Annotated in this window: 3 protein-coding genes; all 3 read right to left on the bottom strand. The window is 66.7% G+C overall.

Annotation, left to right across the window (positions count from 1 at the left end):
- On the bottom strand, positions 1 to 1,124 hold a 1,124-nt coding region (locus tag RMN84_RS00225; protein ID WP_309610201.1), incomplete at its 3' end, for a cobalamin-independent methionine synthase II family protein.
- Positions 1,121 to 1,849 (bottom strand): alpha/beta hydrolase, encoded by a 729-nt coding sequence (locus RMN84_RS00220; protein ID WP_309610200.1) that lies wholly within the window; start codon positions 1,847 to 1,849, stop codon positions 1,121 to 1,123. The genes RMN84_RS00220 and RMN84_RS00225, both read right to left, overlap by 4 nt.
- Before the next feature lie 88 nt (positions 1,850 to 1,937).
- A partial coding sequence (locus RMN84_RS00215; RefSeq protein ID WP_309610199.1) for a substrate-binding domain-containing protein occupies positions 1,938 to 2,279 on the bottom strand: 342 nt, incomplete at its 5' end.

Genomic DNA, 2,279 nt, shown 5'->3' with positions numbered 1-2,279 from the left:
CTCGCCAGCGCCGCGCCTTCGACCAGCGCGCCGAGCTTGGCGTAGACGATGTCGGGATCGACTGCGCCGAACCCGGCGAAGGTCGAAAAGCCGCAGTCGGTCCCGGCGATGACCCGCTCGCGGCCGACGATCCCGGCGTATCGCTCGATCCGCTCGGCGACGACTTGGCGATGCTCGACGAAATTGGTGGTCGAATCGATCACGCCGGGAATAAGAATCTTGTTGCCCGGAATGAGGTCGATCATCTCGACGAAATAATTCCAGTCGTGCTGGTGGCGGGGGTTGGAGGTCTCGAACAGCAACCCGGCGGGCTTGGCCTTCATCAGCGTCGGCAGGATCACCCCCATCTCGACATCATGGGTGTGCGGACCCTCGTAATTGCCCCAGCAGACATGCATCCGGACGCGCTCAGCGGAGACGTTGCGCAGGGCATGGTTGAGCACCTCGACATGCATTCCGATCAGCGTCAGATAGTCGGCGTCGGAGCGCCCCTTGTACATCATGTGGCGGCCAAGCCCGAGGTCGGGGCTGTCGAGCTGGAGGATCAGCCCGGCACCGACGATCGCTTCATATTCGGGCCGCATCGCCTCGCCGAGCGCTTCGAGATAATCGTCCTGCGTCTGGTAATATTCGTTGGGCTGGAACAGCGCAATCACCCCCGGCGACGCGGCGTTCATGAAGCCACCGGCGGGCCGGTGGCGGGCGAGTGCGGCAGCAAAATGCTTCAGATCGGCATCGAGCGGCGCGAGCGTCATGGGCGCAACCGGGCCGACGCATTTGGGACGACGGTAGGTCGGGGTTCCGCCGCTGCTGCTCTGCCGCTGGAGGAAGCCGGGGAAATCCTCAAGGTCGGCGGGGGGCGTGCGCGGGCTGTCGCCGTCGAACCCGCTGATGCGATCCTTTATATAGGTCGCATAGCTGATCTTCGACATCTCGCCGTCGCTGACGAGATCGATCCCAACGGAGACCTGGCGAGCGACGACCGCGTCGACTGCCGCGCCGATGACCTCGTCGAACTGCGCCGGATCGACCGCATCGCCGCGCTCGGCGGCGAAGACGAGGTCGGTCACCGCCACCGAGCGGGGCAGCGAGCCGACGTGGGTGGTCAGGATCCGGTCGGTCATGCAATATCCTTCGCGGTGAGCCACTCGTCGAGGTGGCGGGCAAGGGTCAAAGGAGCCTCGAGCGGCAGCATGTGGCCGGCGCCGGGGACGGTGAACAGCGTCGCATCGGGGATGCGGGCGGCCCAGTCGGCGTGCCACGCGGGCGGGCACAGCGTGTCTTCGACACCGCAGCCGAGCAGGACAGGGACGGTGATGCGCCCGAGCGCGGCTCTGCGGTCCTCGCGCATCCGCAAGGCTTCGCTCTGCCGGACGAACACCTCGGGGCCGAGGCGCATTCCCATATCGAGCAGCAGGTCGAGCAGCGCGGTGTCGCCGCGATGGGCCGCCGCGAGATAGTTGGGCTTCAGTTCGTCGGCGAGCAGCCGCTCGAGCCCTCCGGCGTGCGCTTCGGCCTGCTGGCGCGGGCGGTGCGCGGACCGTTCGGGCAGGTCGGCGGTGGCATTGTAGCCGAGCAGAACCAGCCCCGCGATCCGCTCGGGTGCCTGGACCCACATCTCCACCGCGACGATCGCACCCATCGAAAAACCGATGGCGATGATCGGGCCGGGGATAGCCTCCAGCGTGCGCGCGGCCATCGCGGCGATGCTGTCGTCGCGGCTGAAGTCGGCGTCCCGAACGGGCGCGCGGGCACCAAGAGTGTTGACGATCGCACCGCTTTCGCCACGCCATAACCGCTCGTCGCACATGTTGCCTGGAAGAAGGATGATCGACGGCGGTATCGGCACCCTGCTTCCCCTCCCGCGCAGCCATGGCGGTCGCAACGGAATGAATGCCTACGAATGCAAAAGCAACCGGCCGTTTGCCTGCGGGGTGCTAGAAACGTGCCGAACCGCCCTCGACCAAGCTGCCGGCGAAGGTGCGCACTTCGGGCGACAGACTGAAGTCCTCAATTCGCTCGAGCACCATCATCACCGCCGCTTCGGTCATCCGCCGCACCGGCTGGCGGACGGTCGACAGGCGATAACTTGCCCAGCCGGCTGGAGCGACTCCGTCGAACCCGACGATCGACAGGTCGCCCGGGACGGCCAGTCCGAATTCGCTTCGCGCGCAGTCGATCGCGCCGATCGCCATGAGGTCGTTGGCGCAGATCAGCGCGTCGAGCCGGCCGCCGGTTCGATCGAGCAGTTCGCGCAGGCCCTTACCGCCACTGTCATA

Origin of the sequence: Sphingomonas sp. (assembly GCF_031380695.1) — a bacterium.
Lineage (GTDB): Bacteria > Pseudomonadota > Alphaproteobacteria > Sphingomonadales > Sphingomonadaceae > Sphingomicrobium.
Note: the sequence above shows the minus strand (reverse complement) of the source record. Positions and strands in the feature narration are given on the sequence as shown.